This is a genomic window from Streptomyces sp. bgisy027 (assembly GCF_057710365.1).
Map to the genome: position 1 here is coordinate 40809 of NZ_JBYIVZ010000031.1, position 24399 is coordinate 65207.

The 24399-nt window shown below is 72.1% G+C and carries 24 protein-coding genes; 14 read left to right on the top strand and 10 right to left on the bottom strand.

From position 1 onward, the window contains the following. Positions 1-14: 14 nt before the first annotated feature. Together AC3ETA_RS28805 and AC3ETA_RS28810 are read left to right on the top strand one after the other, a co-directional pair. Positions 15-1040, top strand: a complete 1026-nt coding sequence (locus tag AC3ETA_RS28805; protein ID WP_432195810.1) for an L-idonate 5-dehydrogenase — start codon at positions 15-17, stop codon at positions 1038-1040. 159 nt (positions 1041-1199) lie between these two features. Further along, positions 1200-1439, top strand: a complete 240-nt coding sequence (locus AC3ETA_RS28810; RefSeq protein WP_432195811.1) for a hypothetical protein — start codon at positions 1200-1202, stop codon at positions 1437-1439. An 83-nt stretch (positions 1440-1522) separates the two neighbouring features. Here AC3ETA_RS28810 and AC3ETA_RS28815 read toward each other — a convergent pair whose 3' ends face one another. The 4 genes from AC3ETA_RS28815 to AC3ETA_RS28830 form a co-directional block, all read right to left on the bottom strand. Next, complete coding sequence (locus AC3ETA_RS28815) at positions 1523-2146, bottom strand: cytochrome b/b6 domain-containing protein (protein WP_432195812.1); 624 nt, start codon at positions 2144-2146, stop codon at positions 1523-1525. Then, positions 2130-2879: a molybdopterin-dependent oxidoreductase gene (locus tag AC3ETA_RS28820; RefSeq protein WP_432195813.1), complete on the bottom strand. Its 750-nt coding sequence runs from the start codon at positions 2877-2879 to the stop codon at positions 2130-2132. The genes AC3ETA_RS28815 and AC3ETA_RS28820 overlap by 17 nt, the downstream gene beginning before the upstream one ends. 102 nt (positions 2880-2981) lie before the next feature. Beyond that, positions 2982-4529: an APC family permease gene (locus AC3ETA_RS28825; protein ID WP_432195814.1), complete on the bottom strand. Its 1548-nt coding sequence runs from the start codon at positions 4527-4529 to the stop codon at positions 2982-2984. Between the two features lie 116 nt (positions 4530-4645). Next, entirely contained in the window at positions 4646-5593 is a 948-nt protein-coding gene (locus AC3ETA_RS28830) for a hypothetical protein (RefSeq protein ID WP_432195815.1), read from the bottom strand. A gap of 306 nt (positions 5594-5899) precedes the next feature. On the opposite strand from AC3ETA_RS28830, the gene AC3ETA_RS28835 reads away from it, so the two are divergent. From AC3ETA_RS28835 to AC3ETA_RS28850, 4 genes are all read left to right on the top strand, one after another. Then, positions 5900-6793, top strand: coding sequence for a DMT family transporter (locus AC3ETA_RS28835; protein WP_432195816.1), 894 nt, complete (start codon positions 5900-5902; stop codon positions 6791-6793). Positions 6794-6826: 33 nt separating this feature from the next. Continuing rightward, positions 6827-7342, top strand: coding sequence for an NUDIX domain-containing protein (locus tag AC3ETA_RS28840; RefSeq protein ID WP_432195817.1), 516 nt, complete (start codon positions 6827-6829; stop codon positions 7340-7342). 63 nt (positions 7343-7405) lie between these two features. Next, on the top strand, positions 7406-7798 hold the full coding sequence (locus AC3ETA_RS28845) for a YidH family protein (protein WP_093745426.1): 393 nt from the start codon (positions 7406-7408) through the stop codon (positions 7796-7798). After that, positions 7795-8121, top strand: coding sequence for a DUF202 domain-containing protein (locus tag AC3ETA_RS28850; protein WP_432195818.1), 327 nt, complete (start codon positions 7795-7797; stop codon positions 8119-8121). Before AC3ETA_RS28845 ends, AC3ETA_RS28850 begins: the two co-directional genes overlap by 4 nt. A 211-nt stretch (positions 8122-8332) precedes the next feature. On the opposite strand, the gene AC3ETA_RS28855 is transcribed toward AC3ETA_RS28850, so the two are convergent. Further along, positions 8333-9319, bottom strand: a complete 987-nt coding sequence (locus tag AC3ETA_RS28855; RefSeq protein WP_432195819.1) for an NADP-dependent oxidoreductase — start codon at positions 9317-9319, stop codon at positions 8333-8335. Positions 9320-9431: 112 nt separating this feature from the next. Between AC3ETA_RS28855 and AC3ETA_RS28860 the strand changes: the two genes are divergently transcribed. The 3 genes from AC3ETA_RS28860 (at position 9432) to AC3ETA_RS28870 (ending at position 12160) form a co-directional block, all read left to right on the top strand. Beyond that, positions 9432-9728 (top strand): hypothetical protein, encoded by a 297-nt coding sequence (locus AC3ETA_RS28860; protein WP_432195820.1) that lies wholly within the window; start codon positions 9432-9434, stop codon positions 9726-9728. A 176-nt stretch (positions 9729-9904) separates the two neighbouring features. Next, positions 9905-10939: a phosphotransferase family protein gene (locus AC3ETA_RS28865; protein ID WP_432195821.1), complete on the top strand. Its 1035-nt coding sequence runs from the start codon at positions 9905-9907 to the stop codon at positions 10937-10939. A 6-nt stretch (positions 10940-10945) separates the two neighbouring features. Continuing rightward, complete coding sequence (locus tag AC3ETA_RS28870) at positions 10946-12160, top strand: acyl-CoA dehydrogenase (protein ID WP_432195822.1); 1215 nt, start codon at positions 10946-10948, stop codon at positions 12158-12160. A gap of 33 nt (positions 12161-12193) precedes the next feature. Here the strand turns inward: AC3ETA_RS28870 and AC3ETA_RS28875 are convergent, their stop codons facing one another. The 3 genes from AC3ETA_RS28875 to AC3ETA_RS28885 are packed head-to-tail and all read right to left on the bottom strand — an operon-like array spanning position 12194 to position 15277. After that, positions 12194-12787: a TetR/AcrR family transcriptional regulator gene (locus tag AC3ETA_RS28875; protein WP_432195823.1), complete on the bottom strand. Its 594-nt coding sequence runs from the start codon at positions 12785-12787 to the stop codon at positions 12194-12196. Positions 12788-12842: 55 nt separating this feature from the next. Then, positions 12843-14507 (bottom strand): class I adenylate-forming enzyme family protein, encoded by a 1665-nt coding sequence (locus AC3ETA_RS28880; RefSeq protein WP_432195824.1) that lies wholly within the window; start codon positions 14505-14507, stop codon positions 12843-12845. Continuing rightward, positions 14504-15277, bottom strand: a complete 774-nt coding sequence (locus AC3ETA_RS28885) for an SDR family oxidoreductase (protein ID WP_432195825.1) — start codon at positions 15275-15277, stop codon at positions 14504-14506. The genes AC3ETA_RS28880 and AC3ETA_RS28885 overlap by 4 nt, the downstream gene beginning before the upstream one ends. A gap of 188 nt (positions 15278-15465) precedes the next feature. On the opposite strand from AC3ETA_RS28885, the gene AC3ETA_RS28890 reads away from it, so the two are divergent. Together AC3ETA_RS28890 and AC3ETA_RS28895 are read left to right on the top strand one after the other, a co-directional pair. Continuing rightward, positions 15466-16695, top strand: coding sequence for an exo-beta-N-acetylmuramidase NamZ family protein (locus AC3ETA_RS28890; protein WP_432195826.1), 1230 nt, complete (start codon positions 15466-15468; stop codon positions 16693-16695). Between the two features lie 100 nt (positions 16696-16795). Beyond that, entirely contained in the window at positions 16796-18124 is a 1329-nt protein-coding gene (locus AC3ETA_RS28895) for a serine-threonine protein kinase (protein ID WP_432195827.1), read from the top strand. A 22-nt stretch (positions 18125-18146) separates the two neighbouring features. On the opposite strand, the gene AC3ETA_RS28900 is transcribed toward AC3ETA_RS28895, so the two are convergent. Continuing rightward, positions 18147-20942 (bottom strand): penicillin acylase family protein, encoded by a 2796-nt coding sequence (locus AC3ETA_RS28900; RefSeq protein WP_432195828.1) that lies wholly within the window; start codon positions 20940-20942, stop codon positions 18147-18149. Between the two features lie 231 nt (positions 20943-21173). On the opposite strand from AC3ETA_RS28900, the gene AC3ETA_RS28905 reads away from it, so the two are divergent. From AC3ETA_RS28905 to AC3ETA_RS28915, 3 genes are all read left to right on the top strand, one after another. Further along, positions 21174-21779, top strand: coding sequence for a hypothetical protein (locus tag AC3ETA_RS28905; protein ID WP_030951696.1), 606 nt, complete (start codon positions 21174-21176; stop codon positions 21777-21779). Between the two features lie 83 nt (positions 21780-21862). Continuing rightward, complete coding sequence (locus AC3ETA_RS28910) at positions 21863-22582, top strand: 3-keto-5-aminohexanoate cleavage protein (protein WP_432195829.1); 720 nt, start codon at positions 21863-21865, stop codon at positions 22580-22582. 114 nt (positions 22583-22696) lie between these two features. After that, entirely contained in the window at positions 22697-23764 is a 1068-nt protein-coding gene (locus tag AC3ETA_RS28915) for an RNA ligase (ATP) (protein WP_432195830.1), read from the top strand. A 111-nt stretch (positions 23765-23875) separates the two neighbouring features. Here AC3ETA_RS28915 and soxR read toward each other — a convergent pair whose 3' ends face one another. Next, positions 23876-24349 (bottom strand): redox-sensitive transcriptional activator SoxR, encoded by a 474-nt coding sequence (soxR, locus tag AC3ETA_RS28920; protein ID WP_432195831.1) that lies wholly within the window; start codon positions 24347-24349, stop codon positions 23876-23878. Positions 24350-24399: the final 50 nt, after the last annotated feature.

Below are 24399 nucleotides of genomic sequence, written 5' to 3' on the forward strand. Positions count from 1 at the left end.
AGGAGGCCCGAGGGATGCTCGGTTGTGTGATCCACGGTCGGGGCGACCTGCGGGTGGAGGAACTCCCGGCCCCGCTGCCGGGCCCCGGACAGGCGCTGGTGGCCGTCCGGTACGGCGGGGTCTGCGGCTCCGACCTGCACTACTGGCGGCACGGCGGGGTCGGCGACTTCCGGCTGCGGGAGCCGATGCTGCTCGGGCACGAGGTGGTCGGGACGGTCGTCGCGTACGGCGACGGGGCGTCGGGCCCCCTCGCCGGTACGGCCGTCGCGGTCCACCCCGCCACGCCCTGCGGCCACTGCCCCGAGTGCGCGGACGGGCGGCGCAACGTCTGCCGTGACACCCGCTATCTCGGCAGCGCGGCACGCTTCCCGCACGTACAGGGTGGATTCGCGGCCCGAGTCGTCGTCCCCGCCGACCAGTTGCGGCCGCTCCCGGCCGGACTCGACCCGCGCCGGGCGGCGCTCGCCGAGCCGCTGTCCGTCGCGCTGCACGCCGTGCGGCGGGCCGGGGACGTGGCCGGCAGGCATGTCCTGGTCACCGGCGCCGGGCCCATCGGGTGTCTGGTGGTCGCGGCGGCGAGGGCGGCCGGCGCGGCGGGCGTGACGGTGACGGACCTGCTGCCGGCGGCGCTGGAGTACGCCCGCGCCGCCGGGGCCGACACCGCCGTCCGGGCCGACGATCCCGGCGGTGCCGGGTGGCCCGCCGAGGTGGACGTGGCGATCGAGGCGTCCGGGGTGGCCGGCGGACTGGACACCTGTCTGCGGCTGGTGCGGCGGGGCGGTGTCGTGGTGCAGCTGGGGATGCTGCCGCCGGGGCACAGTCCGTTTGCGGGCAACCTCGTGGTGAGCCGGGAGATCGAGCTGCGCGGGGCGTTCCGCTTCGACACGGAGTTCGACGCGGCGCTGGAACTGCTCGCCGTCGAGGGCTCGTTCGACGGGCTGGTCACTGCGGTGGTGCCGGTGCGGCAGGCCGAGGCGGCGTTCGCGCTGGCGGCCGACCGGAGCCGGTCGTGCAAGGTGCTGCTGGACTTCGAGGGCTGACTCGGGCGGGCTTGGACTCGCCCCGGCGATCAGCTGAAGCGCCTTCCCCGGAAGCGCCGCGAGCCCGGTACCGAGGAGACTCCCGGAGGCGGTGGCGGCGACACGGGAGGTGACGGAACGGCGATTCCGGGCGAGACGATCGGCATCGAGCCGGCGGACATGTACTTCGACCCGGCGGAACTGCCGAGCGGCGGGGGCGTGAGCATCGGAGGTCAGGAGGTGCCGGTGCCGAGTGACCGGGCGGTGCTGTCGGTGGTCGTACCGCTGCCGGCGCCGGGCCTGACGGACGTGGCCGTACGGTACGGCGGTACGGAGGTCCGGCTGCCGACGGCATTCACGGTTGCCCTGCCCGAACCGAACGCCCCGGACGAAGCAACTGACGGTCCGGCCACTCCCTGAGGGGCGCGGGGAACTGCGCAACAAGCCCCCACCGGCCCGCACCCGGACCACGACCCGGCACGGCCCTCACAGCGAAGCGCCCGTCACGGTCGCCACAGCCGGTGCTCCCGCTCGGCCCATTCCCGGCTGACCGAGCCGGTGCGCATGCCGCGGCGGGCCTCCGGATCCCCCAGCGCCATCCCGATGTGACCGGCGAGAACGATCCCGATCGTGAGAGCCAGCCAGTCATGGACGAACGTCGCGCTGGTGCGCCACTGAAGGGGCGTGAGATGCGTGAACCACATGATCAGGCCGGTGCCGAGCATCACCAGCGTCGCGCCCGCTATCCAGGCCGCGTAGATCTTCTGCCCGGCGTTGAACTTCCCCGCCGGACGCGAGGACCGCCGCTTGTCGCGCCGCACGGCAGCCCGCAGCCAGACACGGTCGTGCGGGCCGAAGCGGTTGAGGAAGCCCAGGTCGGCGCGGAACAGCCGGGAGGCGAGGCCGGCCAGGACGGGCACCGGCAGGGCGAGGCCGGCCCACTCGTGGATGCGGACCACCAGCTCGCGGCGGCCGACGAGTTCGGCCAACTGCGGGATGTACAGGCAGGCCGCCGTCACCACGCACACGCCCATCAGCACGGCCGTCGTGCGGTGCACCCAGCGCGTGGCCCGGCCGAAGCGCCGGACGCCGGTGGCCGCGCCGGGGGCGTCAAGTCGTAGGCTCATCGTCGCGTCCGTTCGAGCGGCCGACCCAGGCGTCGACGTCGTAGCCCCGTTCCTCCCAGTAGCCCGGCTTCACGTCCTTGGTGACGGTGATGCCGGAGAGCCACTTGGCGGACTTGTAGAAGTACATGGGGGCGACGTAGAGGCGGGCGGGGCCGCCGTGGGCGTGGCCGAGGTCCTTGTCCTGCATGCGCAGGGCGACCAGGACGTCCGCGCGGCGGGCCTGGTCGAGCGTGAGGCTCTCGCTGTAGGCGCCGTCGAAGCAGGTGAAGCGGACCGCGCCGGCCCCCTCGCGCACTCCCGCGGCGTCCAGCAGCCGGGACAGGCGCACTCCTTCGAAGGGCGTGCCCGGGACCCGCCAGCCGGTGACGCACTGGACGTCGCGCACCAGCCGGGTCTGTGGCAGGGCGCGCAGGTCGGCGAGGGTGTAGGACCCGGGGCGGTCGACGAGGCCGTCGACGGTGAGGCGGTAGGTGGTGGCGGTCTTGCGGGGTACGGAGGAGGTCACCGAGTAGTAGCGGAAGCCGCCGCCGTTGGGCAGCAGGTCCGTCAGGCCGGTGGGGTCCTTGTCGGAGGCGCCCGCGAGGAAGGACTCCAGGCCGCGCTGGAGGGTGGGCGCGGTGACGACGCCGAGGGCGCCCAGACCGAGGGTGCCGAGGAGGACACGGCGGCCGATCGGCCTTCCCTTCCCCTCGCCCGGTTCCTCGTCGCGCGCTGCGGGCTGTTCGGGGTTCACCTCCTCATTCGAACACCCGCGACCCCAGCGGGACCAGGGATCGCGGGTGCTCGTCAGAGTTCCGTAATCAGTTCTTACGTGGCCGCGGTCCCGAGGCCGCCGCTACGGCGTCTCCGTCGCCGCCTTGTCCAGCTGGAACGCCTCGTTGCCGAGCCCGATGCGGGCGTGCCGCTCGGGGGCGCGGGAGCGCAGCAGCAGGCCCTGGGCGACGCCGGCGGCCAGGGCCAGGACGATGACGGCGGGCAGCGCCCAGCTGAGGGTGGAGCCGGGGCCCGCGCCGATCAGGACGTCGAAGTCCTTGACGGTGTAGACGACGATGAACAGCAGCCCGACGACCGAGAGCCCGGAGGCGGCAAGGCGCCAGAACTGGGCGGCGACGGCCCCGCGGCGCACGAAGAAGGCGATGACGGAGACCGAGGCCGCGGCCATCAGCGCGGCGACGCCCAGTGCGCCGAGGTTGCCCATCCAGGTGAACAGGTGCAGCACCGGCGCGGTCGGGTCGCCGGTCGGCTTGTCGTCGGTGAGGGCGAAGACGGCGACGACCACGAGCGCGATCGCGGTCTGGAGCAGCGATCCCGTGCCGGGGGCGCCGCTCGCGCCGCTGGTGCGGCCGAACGCGGCGGGCAGCAGGCCCTCGCGGCCCATGGCGAAGGCGTAGCGCGCGACGACGTTGTGGAAGCTGAGCATCGCGGCGAACATGCCGGTCACGAAGAGCACGTGCAGCACGTCGGTGAACGTGTTGCCGAGCAGGTCCTCGGTGAGGAAGAACAGCAGCCCGGCGCTCTGGTCCTGCGCGGCGCCGACGATCGCCGACGGCCCCGCGGCGACGGTGTACGCCCAGCAGCTGATCGTGTAGAAGACCGCGATGCCGCCGATGGCCAGGAACATCACGCGGGGCACGAGGACGTGCGGGCGGCTGGTCTCCTCGGCGTAGACGGGGGCCTGCTCGAAGCCGAGGAAGGCGGCGACGCAGAAGCACAGGGCGGTGCCGATGCCCGCTCCGCTGAGGGTGTCCGGGTTGAAGGCGTGCAGGGACAGGCCCTCCTTCGCCGGGTCGGCGATGGCCGCGACGTCGAAGATGACCACGAGGACGACCTCGATGATCAGCAGCACGCCGAGCACGCGCGCGTTGAGGTCGATCTTCAGCCAGCCGAGCGCGCCGACGGCGAGCACCGCCAGCGACGCCGGTATCCACCAGGCGATCTCGGTGTCGAGGTAGGTGGCGAACAGCCCGGAGACCTCGAAGCCGAAGATGCCGTAGATGCCGACCTGGAGCGCGTTGTAGGCGACGAGCGCGACCATCGCGGCGCCGGCGCCGGCCGTGCCGCCGAGGCCGCGGGAGATGTAGGCGTAGAAGGCGCCGGCGTTGTGGACGTGCCGGCTCATCTCGGCGTACCCGACGCTGAACAGGGCGAGGACGACGCCGAGGATCACGAAGAGCAGCGGCTGGCCGAGGACACCCATCACCCCGAAGGTGGTGGGCATGACACCCGCGACGACCATGAGGGGCGCGGTGGCGGCGAGCACGGACAGCAGCAGGCCCGTCGTGCCCAGCCGGTCGGCGCGCAGGGCGCGGTCCTGTCCTTTGAACGTACTGATGCCGCCGCCGTCGGCGGTGGCTCTGCTCGTGCTGGAACTGCCCGTCGTCATCGAATGACCGTCCTTCGTCGGGTCGGGGGCGCTGGTGTGCGGTCGGTGTCGGTGCGTGTTCGTCGGGGCGGTGCGTCCTGGTCGGGCGATGTCGAGCGGTTCTCCCCCGCCGGCCCCTAGGCCGTGCCGAGCGCGGTGTCGCGGGCGCTGCGGAAGGCGGAGTACGGATCGCGGTCGGGGTAGGACCACGGCGACGGGGTGGCGTGTTCGCCGATGCGGTGGAAGAGCGCGGCGGCCTCGGCGCCCCGGCCCTCGCACACCTTGGCGTGGGCGAGGAAGTTCAGGTCGATCAGCCGGCGCGGGTGGCCCTCCTGCTCCCATTCCAGCCACCAGTCGAAGGCGGCGCGCATCACCTGCCGGGCCCGGCGGCCCGTCCAGTGCCCGGAGGCGGCCGCGTCCCGCGGCTCGTGGCCCGCCGCCGCGAGAACGCGGTAGCGCTCGGCATGGGCGATGACCGGCAGGACGGCGAGCGGGGAGTCGGCGGGCGCCCGTTCCGCGGCCGCGTTGGCGAAGTCGTAGACCTCGTGCAGCGGGTCGGTGCCGGTGCCGGACTGGTGCTCGGCGATCCGGGCGATCACCAGGTGGTGGGCGTGATGGTGGTCGGCGTACCGGGCGCGGACCTCGGCGAAGAGGCGCAGCACCTCCGGCTCGGCGCCCAGAGCCTTCTCCAGCATGAGCAGACCCAGCCAGGGCGTGGGGTCGGCGGGGGCGAGCGCGGCGGCGGCATGGCAGGACTCACGGGCGCGCGGCGGCTTCTCCTTGCCGCGCAGGGCGCGCTGCACCTGGGCGAGGGCCAGCAGGACGGCGGCGTCCACGGAGTCGGGCTCGGCGAGCAGCCAGTCGCGGGTCCAGGGGACGCAGTACTGCTCCCGGGCGAGGACGGTGACGCGGTGCCCTCTGCGGTCCCACTCGTCGCCGGTCCGGGCGAGCAGCGAGCGGGCCGTCTGCCACCTGCCCTGGGCGAGGGCGGTGCGGGCGGCGGCGAGCTCGGCGTCGTCGAGGGCCGCGTCGTAGGCGTGGGCAGCGCGCTTTCGGCCGCGGCCCAGAGGGGGTGGTGGGGACACCGTCTTGGGTCCTGTTGTGAGCAAATCGTGGACTGTCATCGAGCGATCACTCGCAGCAAACCCCCCGCCAAGGGTGCGCGTCAAGTGCCGTCGACGCGTTACACGCGTCAACTGGTGTTACTGATGAGGCGGTTGTGACTTTCAACCTGTCCACAATGCCGGATTTATGCGTACTGTGTGGCGTACGTCATGGCGGTGTCCGTTTGGGCACCGCACGATGGTGAAACGCGCACGCCGGGCCAGGGGCCGCTACAGTCGGCCCTCAACGCACCCCGTCCCAGCCCGGCAGGATTCGAGGTACGCAGCGTGTCGCTCCAGATCCTGATACTCGCCGTGGCCGCCGCGTGCTGTCTTGGATTCGGTTTCGTCCTCCAGCAGAACGCGGCCCAGAAGGCTCCGCTCAGCGACTTCCTCTCGCCGCGGATCCTGCTGGACCTGATGAAGGTGCCGCGCTGGCTCGGCGGCATCGGCCTGATGGTGGTCGGCATGGCCCTGGGCGCGATGGCGCTGGGCCAGGGCGAGATCTCCCTGGTGGAACCCCTGCTCGCGACGAACCTGCTGTTCGCGCTGATGCTCTCCCGCCGCCAGACCAAGCAGCCCCTCGGACGCCAGGGCTGGACCGGCCTCGCGCTGCTCGCGGGCGGTGTGACGGCGTTCATCGTGGCCGGCCAGCCGACCGGCGGCACCGCCACCAGCGACCCCATGCGGCACTGGCTGATCATCGGCCTCATGGTCGGCGTGGCCCTGCTGCTCACCGCGTACGCCAAGCGCTCCCGGCTCAGCTCGGGCCCCGCACTCCTGGCGACGGCGGCCGGTCTCCTCTACGGCGTCCAGGACGCCCTGACCCGGGTGACCGGCGAGCGGTTCGCCGAGGGCGGCATGGCCGAGGTCCTGACCGGCTGGCAGCCGTACGCCGTGGTGGCGCTCGGTCTGACCGGGCTGATCCTGGTGCAGAGCGCCTTCGAGACGGCCTCCCTGCGCATGTCCCTGCCCGCCCTGACCGCCGCCCAGCCGCTGGCCGGCATCCTCTGCGGCGTCGGCTTCCTCGGCGACCGGCTGCGCGCCGACACGGGCGCGCTGGCCTGGGAGGCGGCCGGACTCGCCGGGATCGTGGTCGGCATCATCATGCTCGGCACGCACTCGGCGATGCCCTCCGGAGTGATCCAGCCGAAGCGCACGCCGGCTCTTCAGACGCCCTGAACGCGTCCGGGCCGCCCCTGCTTGGATGGCCCCATGAGCTCTGCTGACGAGATCCTCGACATCGTCGACGAACAGGACCGGGTCATCGGGCGGTCCCCGCGCGGCGAGGCCTACGCCAGGAAGCTGCGCCACCGCTGCGTCTTCGTCGAGGCGCGGGACGACCAGGGCCGGCTCTTCGTGCACCGCCGCACCCCCACCAAGCTGGTGTTCCCCTCGCGGTACGACATGTTCGTGGGCGGGGTGGTCGGCGCCGGCGAGTCCTACGACGAGGCCGCCCTGCGCGAGGCCGAGGAGGAGCTCGGGGTGAGCGGGCTGCCCCGGCCGACGTTCCTCTTCAAGTTCCTGTACGACGACGGTGCCGGGCAGACCTGGTGGTCGGCGGTGTACGAGGTGCGCTGCGAGCTGCCGGTGAACCCTCAGGCGGAGGAGGTCGCCTGGTACGACTTCCTGCCCGAGGCCGAGGTGGAGCGGCGGCTCGCGGACTGGCCGTGGGTGCCGGACGGGCTGGCGGCGTACGAGCGGCTCAAGGCGCTGCGGGCGGCCCGCTGAGCCGACCCCCGGCAGGCGGATCCGGCGCAGCCCCCGGCGGAGGGCCCCGATAGGGTCGGGCATGTGAGCGAGTTCGTGCGAAACGTCCGGCTGTGGTTCGCGCCGCAGGAGGTGCGCCAGGAGGGCGGCACCCCCGACTACCGATTCTCGCTGGCGAACGAGCGCACCTTCCTGGCCTGGCTGCGCACCGCGCTCGCGCTCGTCGGCGGCGGCTTCGCGGTCGACCAGTTCCTGCCGGACCTGCGCTGGGGCTGGCGGGTCGGCCTGGCGCTCGCGCTGCTCGCGGCCGGCGTGCTGTGCTCGCTGCGCGCGGTCAATCACTGGGTGCGCTGCGAGCGGGCGATGCGCCGGGGCGAGGACCTGCCGGTGTCGCGGTTCCCGGCGGTGCTCAGCCTCGTGGTCGCCGTCGTGGCCGTCGCGATGGTCGTCGTCGTGCTCGTCGGGTGGGAGGGATGAGCGCCTCGGCGGCGGAGCCGGTCCGGGACCCGGGGCTCCAGCCCGAGCGGACCCGCCTCGCGTGGCGCCGCACGACGCTGGCCGGCACCGTGGCCGCCGTGCTCGCCGTGAAGACCGCGCTGCACGGCGGGATCTCGGTGGCCGGAGTCCTCGTCAGCGCCCTGTGCTGCGGGCTGTGGCTCGGCTTCCTGGCCCTCGCGCACCGGCGCATCCGCGACCTCGCCTCGTCGCCCCGGCCTGCCGCACTGGCACCCCGCCACGCGACGGCGACCGTCCTGATCACGGTGGCCCTGGCCGCCTGCGGCGCGGCGCTGCTGTTCTGAGGGCCCCGCGACGCCGACGCCTCCATGCCCCAACCCTCGGCGCCCCCGACCGCCTGCGGCGCAGCGCTCCCGTTCCGAGAGCCCCCGCGACCCCAACACCCCGACCGCTACTCCGCCTGCTCCGGCTCCCGCCACAACCCACCATGACCCCGACCGCCTGCGGCGCAGCGCTCCCGTTCCGAGAACCCCCGCGCCCCCAACACCCCGACCGCTATTCCGCCTGCTCCGGCTCCCGCCACAACCCGCCCGGCGTCGACGCCTCCTCCGTGTCCCAGTCCACGGTGACCACGACCTTGCCCCGGGTGCGGCCCTCCTCGTTCAGCCGGTGGGCATCGGCCGCCCGCTCCAGCGGGAACGTCTCCGAGACATGGACGCTCACCACGCCCTGCTCCGCCAGCTCGGACAGCCGCAGCAGGTCCCCTGCGTCGGGGCGCACGAAGTAGTAGCGGCCGCCGTGGTCCACGACGTCCGGGTCGGCGATCGACACCAGGCGCCCCTCGGGGACCAGCAGATTCGCGGACGCCTTCAGCGCGTCGCCGCCGACCGTGTCGAAGGCCGCGTTCACGCCCTCGGGGGCCAGCCCGCGTACGCGTTCCGTCAGGCCGTCGCCGTACTCCACGGGCTCACCGCCGAGGCCGCGGACGAAGTCGTGGTTACGCTCGCTCGCCGTGCCGATCACCCGGGCACCCAGATGGCGGGCCAACTGGACGGCGATCGAGCCCACCCCGCCCGCCGCGGCGTGCACCAGGACGGTCTCGTCCCGCTTGACCTGGAGCACCCCGGTCAGGACCTGGTACGCCGTCAGCCCCACGAGGGGCAGTCCGGCCGCCTCCTCCCAGGTGAGGTTGCGGGGCTTGCGGGCGAGGGTGCGCACGGGAGCGGCGACGTACTCGGCGAAGGTGCCCCGGGAGAGGAAGTCCTCACGGACGTACCCGATGACCTCGTCGCCGACGGCGAACTCCGTGACCGACACACCGGGCTGGACCACGACACCCGCGACGTCCCACCCCGGGACCACCGGGAAGACCGGTTCGATCAGCCGGTCCAGATAGCCCTCGCGGCACTTCCAGTCGACCGGGTTGACCGCCGCCGCCCGCACCTTGACCAGCACGGAGTCGGGCCCGACCCGCGGGTCGCGCACATCTCCGTATGCGAGTGTCTCGGGCCCGCCGTAGCGTGAGTAGCTGATCCCCTTCATGGCTTCGACCCTCCGGGGTGACCGGACGCCACGCAAGCCGAATCGCCCGATATGCGGCGTTCGCGTGGCAGCCTGTCCGACGTCATCACCCGCTCCTCCGAAGGTGAGCACCATGACCACCCTCCATACGGAACACCGCGCCCACGCGCACGCCCACGGCCCCGCCTGCGGGCACACCGCGGTGCCGCACGGCGACCACACCGACTACGCGCACGACGGCCATCCGCACCGCGAGCACGCCGGACACTGGGACGAGTGCGAACGGGACGGCCACAACGCGCACGAGGGCCACACCCATCAGCACGGCGCCGACTGCGGGCACGAGAGCGTGCTGCACGGCGACCACGTCGACTACCTCCACGACGGCCACCGGCACGCCGCGCACGACGGCCACTGGGACGACCACTGAGGTCCGAGGCTCCCCACCGAGTTCAAAAAGCTCCCCATCGACAGCTCCCCGGCGCCCGGCGCGGGGAGCTGTCGGCCTATCGTGGCCCCGATCACGTTCGGCTTCCGCACTGGACGACATACCGACTGGTCGGCATCATGAGTCAGGTCCCGTTCACCTGCCTTTAGGAGCCCTGTATGAGCCCCGACCATCCGCCCGGACTCGACCTCGACCGGCTGCGCGGCCTGCTCGAGCGCGAGCGGCCCGGTCTGGCGCACGGTCCGCTGACCGGCCGGCTGATCGAGGGCGGACGGTCCAATCTCACCTACGCGGTCTCCGACGGCACCTCGAACTGGGTCGTACGACGCCCCCCGCTCGGCCATGTCCTCGCCACCGCGCACGACATGAAGCGCGAGCACCGGGTCATCAGCGCCCTGTACCCGACGGACGTGCCGGTGCCGCGGCCGGTCCTGCTGTGCGAGGACGAGGAGGTGCTCGGGGCGCCGTTCTACGTCATGGAGTTCGTCGAGGGCACCCCGTACCGCACCGCCGACCAGCTGGCCCCGCTCGGCCCCGAGCGCACCCGGGGCGCGGTGCTGTCGCTGGTGGACACCCTCGTCGAACTGCACGCGGTGGACCCGGCGTCGGTGGGTCTGGAGGACTTCGGCCGCCCCGAGGGCTTCCTGGACCGCCAGCTGCGCCGCTGGGGCAAGCAGCTGGACGCCTCCCGCAACCGTGAGCTGGCCGGCATCGACGAGCTGCACGCCACGCTGGGCCGGCAGCTGCCCTCCTCCCCCACCGCGACGGTGATCCACGGCGACTACCGCCTCGACAACGTCCTGATCGGCGAGGACGACCGGATCAAGGCGATCCTCGACTGGGAGATGTCGACGCTCGGCGACCCGCTGACCGACCTCGGCCTGCTGGTGATGTACAGCATGCCGCTGGGCATGGGGCAGTCCCCGGTCTCCACGACCGCCGAGGCGCCCGGGCATCCCTCCCCCGCCGAGCTGATCCAGCGGTACGCCGAGCGCTCGGGGCGCGACGTCTCCGCGGTCTCCTGGTACACGGCGTTCGCCTGGTTCAAGCTCGCCGTGATCCTGGAGGGCATCCACTACCGCTACACACTGGGCCAGACGGTCGGCCGCGGCTTCGACCGCATCGGCGACCTGGTCCCGGTCTTCATCGAGCACGGCCTGACCACTCTTCAAGAAGGCATTCAGGAAGGCTGACGGGACATGGACTTCGCGTTCGACGCACGCACCGAGGAACTGCGCGCCAAACTGCTGGCCTTCATGGACGAGCACGTCTATCCGGCCGAGGCGGTCGCGGAGGAGCAGCGCGCCGCGCTGGCGTCCCCCTGGGACACCCCGGCCGTGGTGGAGGAGCTGAAGGCCGAGGCCCGCAGGCAGGGCCTGTGGAACCTCTTCCTGCCCGACGGCGAGTACGGCGCCGGTCTCACCAACCTCCAGTACGCCCCGCTGGCCGAGATCACCGGCCGTTCCCCGCACTTGGCGCCGACCGCCACGAACTGCGCCGCGCCCGACACCGGGAACATGGAGGTGCTGTCCCAGTTCGGCGACGAGCAGCAGAAGAAGCAGTGGCTGGAGCCGTTGCTGGCCGGTGAGATCCGCTCGGCGTTCGCGATGACCGAGCCGGATGTGGCCTCGTCGGACGCCACCAACATCACCACGCACATGGAGCGGGACGGCGACGAGTACGTCATCACGGGCCGCAAGTGGTACATCTCCGGGGCGATGAACCCGGACTGCAAGATCCTCATCGTGATGGGCAAGACGGACCCGGACGGCGAGGACATCCGCCGTCAGCAGTCCATGGTCCTGGTCCCCCGTGACACCCCTGGCGTCACGATCAGGCGGGCCATGCAGGTCTTCGGCTACGAGGACCACTCCCACGGCGGCCACGCCGAGGTGATCTTCGACCACGCACGCGTGCCGGTGTCCCACCTCATCGGCGAGGAGGGCGGCGGCTTCGCCATCGCCCAGGCCCGCCTCGGCCCCGGCCGGATCCACCACTGCATGCGGCTGATCGGCATGGCCGAGCGGGCGATCGAGCTGATGTGCCGCCGGGCGGTCTCCCGCACGGCCTTCGGCAAGGCGCTGGCCCAGCAGGGCGTGGTGCACAACTGGATCGCCGACGCGCGGGTGACCGTGGAGCAGCTGCGGCTGCTGGTCCTGAAGACCGCCTGGCTGATGGACACCGTCGGCAACCGGGGCGCCCACACCGAGATCCAGGCCATCAAGATCGCCACCCCGCGCGCGGTCGTCGACATCATCGACCGCGCGATCCAGTTGCACGGCGCGGGCGGCGTCAGCCAGGACTTCCCGCTGGCCGAGCTGTACGCCGGCGCGCGCACGCTGATGATCGCCGACGGACCGGACGAGGTCCACCAGCGGTCGCTGGCGCGGCGGGAGCTGAAGAAGTACCTGTGAGCTGAGATACCCGTGAGCTGAGATACCTGTGGGCTAGGGCCGCAGAGCCCTCAGCAGCAGGTCGGCCAGGTGGTCGGCCAGCTGCTGGGGGCTCATCGGGCCGTCGGGGTGGTACCAGGTCGACAGGTGGTGGACGGAGCCGAAGTGGTAGTCGACCACCAGGTCCGCCGGGGTCGCCTTGGAGAAGACGCCCGCTTCCTGGCCCTCCTCGATGAGCGCACGGAAGCGTTCGTGGTAGCGCCGGCGCTCGGCGCGCACCTGCTTGTTCTTCTCCGGGCTCAGGTGATGCATCGAGCGGAAGAAGATCATCGCGTCGTCGAGGTTGTCGATGGTCGTCACCACGACGTCCGCCGCCGCGGCCCGCAGCCGTTTCTCGACCGGCTCGTCGGCGTCCGCGAAGGAGTCGAGCCGCTCCTGCTGGACGCGCAGCACGCGCGCGTACACCTCGTGCAGGAGGTCGTCCTTGGAGCCGAAGTAGTGGTACAGCGCACCCTTGGTGACGCCGGCCGCCTCGACGATCTCCTGCACCGAGGTGCGGTCGTAGCCCTGCTCGGCGAAGAGCCGGGTGGCGGCGGCGAGCAGCCGCTGCGGGACGGGCGTACCGTCTCCGTCCGAGGTCCTGGCCACTGTGCCGCCACCTGCCCTTCCGAGATGTTCCGCTTGCCGTGGTGCCGACTGCTGTCTAGCCGTCGTTCGCGCGGGAACGAAGTTCCCGACGGAGGATCTTCCCACTTGCCGTCTTGGGCAAGTCGGGCAGGACCTCCACCTGCCGCGGGTATTTGTAGGCGGCCAGTCTCTCCCGGCAGTACGCGGCGAGTGCGTCGGGGTCCGCCTCGGCACCCGGACGGAGGCTGATGTACGCCTTCACGGTCTCTCCGCGGTACCCGTCGGGCACGCCGACGACGGCCGCCTCGCGCACCGCCGGGTGCGTGTAGAGCACGTCCTCGACCTCGCGCGGCCAGACCTTGAAGCCGGACGCGTTGATCATGTCCTTCTTGCGGTCGACGACGTACAGCCAGCCCTCGGCGTCCATGAAGCCGATGTCGCCGGTGCGCAGCTCGCCGTCGGGGAAGGTCTCGGCGGTGGCGTCGGGGCGCCGCCAGTAGCCGGGGACGACCTGCGGCCCCCGCACGACGATCTCGCCCTGCTCGCCGAACGGCACCTCCTCACCCTGGTCGCCGACGATCCGTACGACCGTCTCGGGTCCCGGCACGCCCACGGCCAGCGTCCCGGAGGCCGGGTCGACGGGGGCCTCCAGGCCGGGCGGCACGGCGGCGCAGGGGGCGGTGCACTCGGTGAGGCCGTAGCCGTTGCGGATGTACGGCCCGAAGCCGGCCCGGAACTTCTCCACCAGGGCGGGCGGCAGCGGGGCGCCGCCGGAGGAGATGTTGACGAAGGACGCGAAGTGCTCCCGGCGGACGTCCGGGTGGGCGGCCAGCGCCATGAAGGCCGTCGAGGGGCCGACGGTGTAGTGCGGCCCGTGCTCGGCGAACGCGTCGAGCACGACACCGGCCTCGAAGCGGTACGCCAGCACCAGCAGTCCCGCGCTGTTCAGGCAGGCGGCGAACTGGGCGACCATCCCGGTGATGTGGAACAGCGGCGCCATCGCGAAGTACACGGGCGCCTCGGGCAGGGCGAGGCCGGTGCGCTGCCGCTCGGCGTTGTACATGATGTTGCCGTGCGTGTTGGTGGCGCCCTTGGGCGTGCCGCTGGTGCCCGAGGTGTAGCTGATCAGCGCGATGTCGGACGGGCCGGGGTCGCGGCCCTGTGGCGCCTTGTGCCCGCCGCGCGCGACCGCCGCGAGGTCGTCGGCGTCGGCGGCCTGCGGGAGCCGTTCGAAGGTCAGCACGCGCGCGTCGCCGCGGGTCTGGAAGTCCAGCTCGCACCCGGTGAGCACGATCCGCACCGGCGAGCCGGCCGCCGTCTCGCGCAGATACGTCTCCCAGGCCCGGTCGGAGCAGATCAGCGCGGCCACCTCGCCGTCCCGCAGGACGTGGGTGACCTCCCCCGACTTGTACATCGGGTTGACGGGCACGACGATGGCCCCCGCCTTCCAGGCGCCGAGCACGGCGAGCACGAAGTGCGGGGAGTTCTGGAGCAGGACCGCGACCCGCTCGCCGCGCTCCAGGCCGCGCGCGGCGAGGTGCCCGGCGACGGAGTCACTGAGCTCGTCGACCTCGCGGTAGGTCAGACGGCCGTCGAAGTAGGCGAGGAAGGGCCGGTCGGGGTTCTGGGCCGCCACCCGGCGCAGGGCGTGCACGAGGGAGTCGTCCGGGGTTATCGGGGCGCGCTGGGTGTCGCTCAGCAGCGCCAGCCAGGGCTTGGCGGCGTAGCGGGAGTCGGTCACCTGCTCTCCTCCCACTTCTGCTGGAGGTGGTTCATGCCGGCCAGCCAGCGGTCGGGGTCACCGGCCCGCGCCTCGTGGAACCCGGCCACCTCGGGGTGCGGCAGGATCAGGAAGCGGTCCTCCGCCATCCCCTTGAACAGGGCGTCCGCCACGTCCTGTGGCGCGATGGCGGTGGGCTTGAGCACCAGGTCGCCCGCGCTGCCGGTGGCGTTCAGCATGTCGGTGCGCACGCCCTGCGGACAGATGGCGTGCACCTTGATCCCGCGGTGGCGGTAGGTCAGCGACAGGTACTCGGCGAAGGCGAGGGCGCCGTGCTTGGTGACGGCGTAGGGCGCGGCGCCGATCATGGTGAGCAGGCCGGCCGCGGAGACGGTGGAGACGAACCGTCCGCTGCCGCGCTCCAGCCACTGGGGAAGCAGGGCGTGCGCGGCCCGGACGTGGGCCATGACATTGACGTCCCAGGACGCCGACCAGGCCACCTCGTCGCCGAGATCGTCGAGCTCGGGCCCGCCGAAGGCGACACCGGCGTTGGCGCAGTAGACGTCGACGGCACCACCGAGCGCGTCCCGGGCGTCGGCGACGACCGCGGAGGCGTCGCCGGGAACCGCGATGCCGCCGATCTCCCCGGCGACGGCCTCGGCCTTTCCGGCATCGAGGTCATTGACGACGACACGAGCACCCTCGGCGGCGAACCGCCGGGCGAGCGCCGCGCCGATGCCACCCCCAGCCCCGGTCACGACGACTCCGGCACCCTGCACGGCTTCCACCATCGGTCTCCTTCGACTGCGGCTCTCCTGCGATCGTCAGACTAACCGGTCGGTATGTGACAGGGAAGGGCGACGGCGGCCGGCCAAGGGGCGCGGGGCTGTGTCGAGGTGCGGCTCCGCCGCGTGAGCGCGGCAGGCCACGACGCACCGGCACCTTCCCCACGACCTGCGGGAGCAATACCGTGCCCCCCATGCGCCTATCCAGACGAGCCCTACTCGCAGCGACAACGGCAGCAGCATCCCTCCCTTCCGCAGCGTCCGCGTCGGAGCGCTCCACGCGACTGCGCACCGGCTTCGAGCGCCTCGCGGCCGACGGATACTCGGTCCTCGAAGGCCAAAAGGTCGGGATCGTCACCAACCCCACCGGCGTCACCCGGACCGTCCGTCACATCGTGGACGTCATGCACGCCGACGAAAGGGTGAACCTGCGGGCCGTCTTCGGCCCCGAGCACGGCTTCCGCGGCACCGCCCAGGCCGGCGGCTCGGAGGGCCGCTACGACGACCCGGCGACCGGCCTGCCCGTCTACGACACGTACCTCAAGAGCGGTCAGCCGCTCGCCGACATCTTCACCGCCTCCGGCGTCGACACGGTCGTCTTCGACATCCAGGACGCCGGCGCCCGCTTCTACACCTACATCTGGACCCTCTTCGACTGCATGGAGGCGGCCGCGCTCGCCGGCAAGCGCTTCGCCGTGCTGGACCGGCCGAACCCCGTGACCGGCCGCGCCGCGCAGGGCCCGGTCCTGCACATGGAGTTCTCCACCTTCGTCGGCCGCAGGCCCGTCTCGCAGGCGCACGGCATGACGGTCGCCGAGCTGGCGCGACTGTTCAACGGGGAGTTCCTGACCACCCCGGTCCCCCTGGAGACCGTACGGATGTCGGGCTGGAAGCGGTCCTCGTTCTACGACGCCTGGGGTCTGCCCTGGGTGCCGCCGAGCCCGAACATGCCCACACCGGACACGGCGCTCGTGTACGCGGGCACCTGTCTCTTCGAGGGCACGAACCTCTCCGAGGGCCGCGGCACCACCCGCCCCTTCGAACTGCTCGGCGCGGAGGGCATCGACCGGCGCTGGGCCGAGGCGGCGGAGGCACTCGGGCTGCCCGGTGTGCACTTCAGGGAGGCGTACTTCGCGCCGACGTTCTCGAAGTTCCAGGGCAGGACCGTCGGCGGCGTGCAGATCCACATCCACGACCGCGCCGCCTACGACCCCGTCCGCACCGGAATCGCCCTGCTGGTGACCGCCAAGAAGGTGTGGAGCGGGTTCGCCTGGCGCCCGGACAACTGGATCGACAAGCTCACCGGCAACACCCGGGTGCGCACGCTGATCGACGCGGGAGCGAGCGCCGACGAGGTGGTCGCGGACTGGCAGCAGGAGCTGTCGGCGTTCCGCAGGACCCGTCGGGAGTACCTGCTGTACTGATGAGCGACCCACGGATGGGATGCCGACGTATGGCCATTCCCGCCCGCCGGCAGGACGATGCGCCCGTATCGCACTGTCACGGGGGGCGAGGGGGCCTGTCATGGCGAAACCGGCAGTGGGCGTGAGTCCTTACTGGGAGCTGACCTTCGACGCGGACGGGGACCCGGACGCGGGGCGGCGGGACCGGCTGCTGGCCGGGGTGGCGCAGCACGACGTCCGCGACCTGATCGTCTTCGCGCACGGCTGGAACAGCGACCGCTCCGGCGCGACCCGCCTCTACGACGGCTTCTTCGCGCCGATCCCGGGACTCGTGCCCGAGGCGAGGGTCGGGTACGTCGGGGTGGTCTGGCCGTCGATGCGCTTCTCGGACGAGCCGATCCCGGACTTCCCGCGGGCCGTGGCCGCCGAGATGCCGCGCCGGCCTGCGCTCGACAAGGACACCCGGCACGCGCTGCTGGAGACGTTCCCGGGGCGGGCGACCGTGATCGACCAGATCGCGCGGCTGCTGGACCAGCAGCCGCGCGAGGAGGCCGAGTTGGCGGAGTTCGGGCGGCTCGTGCGGCTGCTGGTGGACGTCGTGCCGCCGGGGCCGCAGGCGCTGTTCGCGGCGGACACGCTGTGCGAGGGGGTGCCGCAGGACTCGCCGGACCTCTTCGCGGACTCCACGGCGGCCGTGTGCGAGGACTTCGCGCGGGCGCTGGCGCATCTGGAGGCCCCGGACGCGGCGCCGGACGGCGTGGCGTCCTTCTCGTTGCCGAACCCGTGGGAGGGCGCGCACGAGCTGCTGCGGCAGGCGACGTACTACGCGATGAAGCGGCGCGCGGGGACTGTCGGTGAGCGCGGGCTCGGCCGGGTCGTCGGGCAGCTCGCCGCCCGCTCGCCCGGGTTGCGGGTGCATCTCGTCGGGCACAGCTTCGGCGCGCGGCTGGTGTCGTTCGCGCTGCGCGGGCTGCCGAAGGGCGTGCGGTCGGTGAAGTCGGTGACGCTGCTCCAAGGCGCCTTCTCGCACTACGCGTTCGCGTCCCGGCTGCCGCACGACGCCCGGGCCGGCGGGGTCCTTGAGGGTCAGCACAACCGGATCGACGGGCCGCTGGTGTGCTGCCACTCACGGCACGACTCGGCGCTGTCCACGATGTACCCGCTGGCCTCCCGGATGGCCGGGGACGCGCGCGGGATCGCAGCGCCGGACGTCGGCCGGATGCTGGGGGCCAAGTGGGGTGCGATGGGGCACGACGGGGTCCAGGCGGTGCCGGGGACGAGGTCGTACGACCTGGCCGGCGCGCTGCGGGCGAAGCTGCCGGCGTCGGGATGCGTGAACGTCGACGCGGCGGCGGTGGTCCGGCGGGGCGGGCCGCCCGCCGGCGCGCACAGCGACATCGTGCACCGCGAGCTGGCGCAGCTGGTGCTGGCGGCGGGGCGCATCCGCTGACCCCGCCGCCGGCCGCCCACGGTCACCTGTGTGACGTGAACTCCACGACCTGCTGATACGTGGGCCGGTTCTGCCAGCTGATCCTGCCGTGCTTGATGCCGCCCAGGGTGCGCTGGACGATCGAGTCGGCGCACCACTGGTCGCCCGCCGAGCACTGGTCGTCGCCCGGGTAGACCTGGGCGGCGGTGCGGCCCGCGGCCGTTCTCAGGGTGCTGATCAGCAGGTCCCGGCAGGCGGTGAGGCTGCCGCCGCCGCAGTACTTCCGGTCGAGCGGGCCCTGTACGGGCTCACCGAGGACGGCCCGGATGTCCTTGTCGACGTAGCTCCACCAGCCGTACTGGAAGGAGCTGCCGGCGTGCGAGCCGGTCGGGCCGTGCCCGGCCGACGGGGACTCGTCGACGGGCAGGTTGGCGGTCATCGCCGTGTACAGCTCGCTGCCGAGGCCCGGTTCGAACTCGGCCTTCACCAGCAGCGGCCACCAGGCGTCCAGGATGCGGATCGCGTCGGCGTCGGCGTACTTCTTCGAACCGGCGGCCGTCTCGGTGCGCCTGCCGCCGGCCGACAGCCACGTCTGGAGCCTGCTCACGGCCGCGGCTGCCGTGGTGTCGGTCACCGGCGAGCTGTTGACGACCTTGAGCAGATCGGGCAGGACGTCCTCGGCGCGCAGGTCCGCGAGGGCCGCGTCGGCCATCGCCCCGACCAGGGAGGCGCGGGTCACGCCGCCCGCGGCGACCAGTTTCTTCACCCGGTTCTCCAGCAGGTTGCCGCGGTGCACCGAGCCGTCGCCCCAGGGCGCGGTCGTGTAGTCCTCGGCCTGCTTGTTGTTCCAGGAGATGTAGTAGTCCTGGTCGATGGAGTTGGGGTGCTCGGACGGCGGGGTGTAGGTCGCCGTGTTCGTCGCCGGGTTCCAGCCGCGCCACTCGTACGCCGGCTGCGCCCACACCGGGAACTCCGCGTCGACGCCGCTCGCGCGGACCGGGTTGTCGCCGCTGTTGTAGTAGGCGGTGTGCTCGGAGTCGGCGTAGAACCAGTTGAAGGTGTAGTTGATGTGCTGCGCGGCCTTCTGGAAGTCCTCGGGGCCCTTGACGTAGTCGGGGTCGTTCAGCATCTGGAAGCCGATGATGGAGTCGGCCTCGTGCATGTAGGAGGAGCGCAGGGTGGTGTAGGCGACCTTCTTGCCGCCGACGGTCGCGCGGTGGGTGACGGGACCGTACTTCGTGCGCCAGACGCGCATCGTGTACGAGCCCGCCGGGGTGCTGTCGGCGGTCGTGGGCTTCCAGGCGTTCTTCTGCTCGATCTTCTCCATCGCCGTGCAGGTGCCTCGGTACAGGTAGTGGTGGTCGTCCTGGCACAGCTCGACGGCGTAGGTGTCGATGATGTCCTGGCCGGAGGTGGTGGCGCTCCACGAGTAGTCCTGGCCGCGGCCGAGCTCGACGTACATGCTCAGGCCGGCGAAGGAGGCACCGCGGGCGCTGATGCCGGGCCCCTGTATCTCCTGGAGGAGCAGCAGCTGGGGTGCGAAGTAGCCGGTCTGCGGTCCGAAGACGGCGACCGGGTGGCCGCTCGCGGTGTGCTCGCCGCCGACCACGAGGGCGTTGGACATGCCCCGCTTCGCCGAGGTCATCGCCGTCCGGGCGGCCGCGGTCGTGGCGCCGGACGCGGCCGTGCCGGACGCGCTGCCCGTACGGTCGTACACGAGCTGTTCCTCGTTCACCGAACCGGCGTCGGGCAGGGCCTCGCCCTGCGGGTCGGCGGGCTTGGTGGCGTACGGGAAGCTCTTGTCGTGGACGGTGACGACGGCCTCGGGGTCGTTGCGCTCGCGGAACGACTCCCACAGCCTGGTGCCCTCGGCCACGCCGTACTTCTCCTGGGCGGCCAGCAGGGAGAGCGCGTTGTTGACCTCGCCGCCGCCTCCGGAACCGAACAGGGCGCCGATCACCGAGCCGAGCGCCACCAGGTCGGTCACCTTGAAGTGCTCGATCGTGCCGGCGTTGGTGACGGAGTCCTTGTGGCCGGTCAGGACGTACTCGCCGGGGAAGTAGCGGCCGCTGTCGGAGGCGTCGATGTAGGCGTTGATGCCGTCGAGGTAGGCCTTGGCGTCGGCGAGGGCCAGCTGTCCGCGTTCGCCGTTGGAGGCGACGGCGTTGTCGATCTGCGCCTGGAGATCGGCCTCGGTGTAGGGCGCGTTGCGCCAGAACTGCTGCTCAAGGCCCTGGTTGGAGGGCGCGCCGCCCGCGAAGGACGTGAGTCGGCCGCGTCCGACGTGGCGGAATACGTCCATCAGCCACAGCCGGTCCTGGGCCGCGGCATAGCCCGCACCGAACTCCGTGCCGTATCTGGTGGTACCGGTGATGTGCGGCACACCCGTCTTCTTGTCGCGGACGATCGTCACATCACCGCGCCCTGCGGGTCTGACGGTGGAGGCGATTTGATCGGACGGGACACCGAACGAGGCGTCGTTGAAGAAGTTGTTGATCGTCGCGTCGGTGAGGCCGGAGTAGCCCTTGGCCAGGTCGGCATAGGGGCCGAGCTGGTCCTCCGCGTGCTCGGGCTGGGTGCCGAAAGCCTGGTTGAGCAGGATCTGGGCGAGGGTGGCGTTGCCGTTCTGGCCCGGCGGCAGGATGTCGGAGCACCGGTTCCCGCAGTGGTCGTTCGCGGCCGTGGCCTCGGCTGCGGCCGGGGTCGCGGAGGCCGCCGGGGAAAGAGGAGACAAAAGACCGGCAATCAGCGCGCATACGGATGCCGCCTTCAGGAACCCGGGAGATCCGCCGGGAGTTCTCAGTCTGACTGGCGCGGTGCGTGGGGTACGCCGTGGCATGGCAGCTCCTACCGACGAGGGTGGGCCGAGAGTGTTACCGGCGGTATCCCCGGGATTGAAGATGAACATGCGTCACTTTTTGAGTCACCAGGGCTCGCTTTGGAGGCCGTCGGAAATCGGATGGAGCCGAATCGCTTGTCGATACGTCTATTCGTCAACGCCGCGCGAAGTCCGTGCGGCGACGCCGAAGTGACCGAAGTACAGGTGCAGATGTGACGGAGGTGCAGGGCGATGGCCGGTTTCCGGAGTCTGGCGAGACAGGTGCGGGATCCGCGGTGCGATCTCGCGTTGCGGCGCTACTCGCTGCGTAAGTGCCTGGAGCGGTTCGCTCCTTACGGGCACAGGGCGACCTGGGACCACTTGTGCTCCCGGGCGGGATTCGGTCCCGAGGACCGCTCGCCCGACCCGGCGCGGCTCGTGGCCGCGTTGGAGGAGCTGGAGGAGGCGCGTTCGGTCTGGCTGGCCTACGAGGTCGAGTTCGCCGAGCGGCGCAAGAAGGAAAAGCACGACGGACTGCGCAGGCCGGGCAGCGTGGACGACTGGCACCGGCTGACCTGGGGCGGTTTCGGAGTCGCCTGGTGCGACGACCCCCGGGTGCACCCACAGGAACCCCTGGCCGAGGTGCTGCGCCGGCTGATCTCCGCGCTGGAGCGCGAACCGGGCTCGGAGTGCCCGGCGTGCAGCGGGGGGCGACTGATCTGGAAGTACGACCTGGCCCATGAACCCTCGTCGGGCCCGGTCTGCACGGACTGCGGGATCGTGGTGCCGCGTCCGGTTCTCACGCCCGAGGCGCTGGCGGCGGCCAGGCGCGGACGGCGGCTGCTCATGTCCGCCTAGTACGACGGGGGTGCGCCGGGGATGCCGCACCCCCCTTTGCCGGGGCAGTGACGACTGTCAGTGGTGACTGGCACCCTCGACACATGATCCAGGTGTGTCTCAACGGGCCGCGCGGAGCGGGTGACGGCGCGATGGTGCCGCTCTCGCCCGAGGCGCTGGCCGAATCCGCGGCCGAGGCCGTCGCGGCCGGGGCCACGGACATCCACGTCCACCCCAAGACCCCCTGCGGACAGGACAGTCTGTCGCCGCGTGTGCTCGCGCCGACGCTGGAGGCGATACGGGCCCGCGTGCCGGTGCCGGTCGGGGTGACGACGGGCGCATGGGCGGAGCCGGATCCCGTGGCGCGGCTGGAGCGTGTTCGCAGCTGGACGGTGCTGCCGGACCACGCCTCGGTCAACTGGCACGAGGCGGGTGCCGAGGAGCTCGCGGCGGCGCTGATCGAGCGGGGCGTGGGCGTGGAGGCGGGCATCTGGTCCGGCACCGACGGTGCGGCCCGGTTCGCCGCCTCGCCGCTGGGGCCACGGGTGTTGCGGGTGCTGGCGGAGGTGACGGACACGTCGGCGGGGACGGCCGAGGCGAGCGGGCGGGCGCTGCTTGCCGACCTGGGCCCGGCGTTCGGCCGCCCGGTGCTCCTGCACGGGGAGGACGGGGGCGCGTGGCCGGTGCTGCGGCTCGCGGGACGGCTGGGGCTCGCGACGCGCATCGGCCTGGAGGACACGCTGACCCTGCCGGACGGCGAACGGGCCCTGTCCAACGCCCGGTTGGTGGCCGAGGGGCTGGTCCAGTACGGCCGGCTGCCCTGAGCGCCGGGTCCGGGTCCGCGACGATAGCAGGGGCTAATCCGGTCGCTCCATCCTTTTCCCGTACGGACAGTTGGGGGCGATGAAACGAGAACCGAGGACCTGAAGGAGCCCCTGATGTCGACGCTGCGCGTCACCGCCGAAGTGCTGACCGTCCATGACCATCCCAACGCCGACGCGCTGGAGCTGGCCCAGGTGGGTCTGTACCGGGCCGTCGTCGCCAAGGGCGCGTACCGCTCCGGTGAGGCCGCCGTGTACATCCCCGAGCAGGCGGTGCTGCCGGCCGGCCTGATCGAGGAGCTGGGGCTGACCGGGCGGCTGGCGGGCAGCGCGTCGGACCGGGTCAGGGCGGTGCGGCTGCGCGGTGAGCTGTCGCAGGGGATCGTGTGCCGGCCCATGGCGCTGGGCGACGTGGACCTGGCGCGGGCGGCCGCGGAGGGTACCGACTTCGCCGAGCTGCTGGGGATCACCAAGTGGGTCCCGCCGATCCCTCCGACGATGTCGGGCGACGTGGAGTCGGCGCCGGATCTGCTGCCGTGGGTCGACATCGAGAACATCCAGCGGTATCCGGACATCTTCACGCCCGGCGAGCCGGTGGTCCTGACCGAAAAGCTGCACGGCTCGGCATGCCTGCTGACGTATGTCGCCGACGAGGAGCGGGTGTACGTCTCCTCCAAGGGCTTCGGGTCGAAGTCGCTGGCGCTGCGCGAGGAGTCGCGGAACCTGTACTGGCGGGCGATCCGGGGGCACGGCGTCGCCGAGGCGGCGGCCCGGCTGGCCGAACGGCTCGGGGCCCGGCGGGTCGGCATCTTCGGTGAGGTCTTCGGGGCCGGCGTGCAGGACCTGACGTACGGCGCCGACGGCCGGCGCGAGACGCTCGGGTACGCCGCGTTCGACGTGTCCGCGGAGATCGACGGGGGTGTGCGGTGGCTGGACACGGCAAAGCTCCTGGACGGGGAACTGCCCCTGGTGCCGCGGCTGTTCGAGGGGCCCTTCGACATCGGGCGGGTGCTGGAGGTCGCCGGCGGGCGGGAGACCGTGTCCGGGCGTGAGCTGCATCTGCGGGAGGGCGTGGTCATACGTCCGGCCGTCGAGCGGTACAGCGCGGTGACCGGTGGGCGGGCGATCGCGAAGGCGGTCAGCCCGGCCTATCTGACGCGCAGGGGCGGCACGGAGTACGAGTGAACAAAGGCGGCGCCGCAACGCCCTCAGGGGCGCGGGGAACTGCGCGACCGGCCACACATGACCCGCGCCCGCCATCCGATCCGAGGCTCCGGGTCCATGGCGGCCGATCCGTCACCCCCGGCGCCCCCTCTCTCGCTCCACCATCAGTCGCGACCCCGCCATCCTCTCGCCGAAGGCGTCGTCCGGGTTGGACAGGACACAGCTGTCCAGCGAGAGGCACCCGCAGCCGATGCAGTCGGTCAAGTGGTCGCGCAGGCGGTTGAGTTGCCTGATGCGCTCGTCCAGCTCGGAGCGCCACGCCTGGGACAGCCGCGCCCAGTCCTCATGGGTGGGGGTGCGTTCCTCGGGGAGTTCGGCGAGGGCGTCCCGGATCGTGGCCAGCGGGATGCCGACGCGCTGCGCGGCCCGCACGAAGGCGACCCGGCGCAGGGTGTCCCGGGTGTAGCGGCGCTGATTGCCGGAGGTGCGCCGGCTGCTGATGAGGCCCTTGGACTCGTAGAAGTGCAGGGCGGAGACGGCTGCGCCGCTCCGGGCGGACAGCTGGCCGACCGTGAGCTCGTGAATCTTCTCGGGGATCTGGGGCACCCCTCAAACCTACCTACCCCGCGTCACCGTCCCGGTCCGTTGACAGAGGC